The sequence below is a fragment of the Micromonospora phytophila genome, assembly GCF_023656545.1.
Taxonomy (GTDB): Bacteria; Actinomycetota; Actinomycetes; order Mycobacteriales; family Micromonosporaceae; genus Micromonospora; species Micromonospora phytophila.
This window is the reverse complement of sequence record NZ_JAMOKF010000547.1, coordinates 1-2,205: the sequence shown is the minus strand read 5'-3', so window position 1 is coordinate 2,205 and position 2,205 is coordinate 1. Positions and strand designations below refer to the sequence as shown.

Annotated in this window: 2 protein-coding genes; both read left to right on the top strand. The window is 77.4% G+C overall.

The genetic code is table 11. The features are described from left to right. Positions 1-1,201, top strand: a 1,201-nt coding sequence (locus NCC78_RS31045; protein WP_250798984.1) for an ABC transporter, incomplete at its 5' end; no start/stop codon positions are given. A gap of 52 nt (positions 1,202-1,253) precedes the next feature. Beyond that, positions 1,254-2,205, top strand: a 952-nt coding sequence (locus NCC78_RS31040) for a GTPase (protein ID WP_250798982.1), incomplete at its 3' end; no start/stop codon positions are given.

Genomic DNA, 2,205 nt, shown 5'->3' with positions numbered 1-2,205 from the left:
GGTCCCCTGGGAGCTGCTGCGCAGCGCCCGGGCCCGGGGCGCGGTGATCGCCATGGTGCTCGACCGCGTGCCCCCGGAGGCGGCCGACGAGATCGCCGCCCACCTGTCCGAGATGCTCGCCGCGCAGGACCTCGGCGCCGCGCCGCTCTTCGTGCTCCCGGAGACCTGGGTCGACGGGCAGGGGCTGCTGCCCGACCGGGCCACCGCGCCGCTCGCCGCCTGGTTCGCCCGGCTGGCCGCCGACGCTGACGCCCGGGCGGCCGTGGTCCGGCAGACCCTGGACGGGGCGCTCGCCGCCCTGCACCCGGCGGTCGAGGGGCTCGCCGACGCCGCCGACGAGCAACTGGCCGCGGCCGACGCCCTCGACGAGCGGGTCCGGGCCGCGTACCGGGGGGCGGAGCGGACGGTGGAGCAGGGGCTGTCCGACGGCCGGCTGCTCCGGGGCGAGGTGCTGGCCCGCTGGCAGGAGTTCGTCGGCACGGGCGAGTTCTTCCGCACGCTGGAGGCCCGGATCGGGCGGCTGCGCGACCGGGTGGTGGCCGCGGTCACCGGCCGTCCGGCGCCCGCCTCCGAGCTGCGTGACGCGATCGAGTCCCAGCTGGTCACCCTGCTCCGCGGGGTCGCCTCCGAGGCGGCGGAGAACGCGTACACGGCGTGGCGGGCGCATCCCGCCGGGGCGGCGCTGCTCGAACCGGGGCTCGCCCACCCCTCCGACGACCTCGCCGAACGCGCCGAGCGGCTGGTCCGCGACTGGCAGCGGGGCGTGCTGGAACTGGTCCGGGTCGAGGGCGGCGACCGGCGCTTCGTGGCCCGGACGGCCGCGTACGCGGTGAACGCCACCGGGCTGGCCGTGATGATCGCCGTGTTCGCCTCCACCGCGTTCATCCCGACCGGGTTGGAGGTCGCCACCGGAGCCGGCACCACCGTCGCCGCGCAGACCGTCCTCCAGGCCATCTTCGGCGACCAGGCCGTGCGTACGCTTGCCAACAAGGCCCGGGCCGACCTGCTGGACCGGGTGCGTGGCCTGCTGGACTCGGAGGCCGCCCGCTACCTGGCGCGGACGACGGAGGCCCGGCCCGCCACGGACGCCGGGGAGGCGCTGCGCCGGGCCGCCGGCCGGGTGGAGATCGCCCGGCACCGCAGCGGCCTCACCGACACGGACACCCCGGCCCTGCCCGCGGACGAGGGCGGGCACCGGTGAACCCGGGTAGCGTGCGGGCGAGGCGCGCGGCCGGCGACGGGAGAGGGCTCCGATGAGCAACATCGTCGGGCGGATGCGCGAGGCGTTCCGCGGTGACCAGCGGGTGGACGCCGACGCCCTGGTCGCCCGCCTCGTCGCGGTACGCCGATTCCTCGCCGCCGTCGACGGGCACCTGCCGGACGCCCGCCTCGTGCCGGCGCACACCCTGGTCGAGCGGGCGGGCTCCCGGCTGGCGCTCTCCCGCGACCACACCGTGGTGGCCCTCGCCGGCGCCACCGGCAGCGGCAAGTCCAGCCTGTTCAACGCGCTGGCCCGGATGGACCTCTCCCCGGTCGGGGTGCGCCGGCCCACCACCGGCGTCACCCACGCCTGCGTCTGGGGGGCGCTGGCCGGCGGCAACCGGCTGCTCGACTGGGTCGGGGTGCTGCCCCGGCACCGGTTCGTCCGGGAGAGCGCGCTGGACGGCGACGACGAGACCGCCCTGCACGGGCTGATCCTGCTCGACCTGCCCGACTTCGACTCGGTGCAGCGGTCGCACCGGCTGGAGGTGGACCGGCTGCTCGGCCTCGTCGACCTCGTCGTCTGGGTGGTCGACCCGCAGAAGTACGCCGACCGGGTGATCCACACCAGCTACCTGAGCGAGTTCCACCGGCACCGCGACGTCACCCTGGTCGTGCTCAACCAGGCCGACCGGCTGCCCCCGGCCGAGCTGCCCAAGGTACTGGCCGACCTGCGCCGGCTGCTCGACGCGGACGGCCTGGACGGCGTGCCGCTGCTGGCCACGACCGCCGTCGACCCGGCCGGCATGGTCGGGCTCCGCGAGGCGCTGGAACGCACGGTGGCCGAGCGACAGGCGGCGCTGCGGCGGCTCCAGGGCGACGTGGACACCGTGGTGGCCGGGCTCGACGAGCTGGTGGGCGGCCGAGCACCGGCGGCCGGGCCGGACGAGGCGGCGGTCGCCACGCTGGACCGGGCGCTGGCCGGCGCGGCCGGGGTGCCGGCGG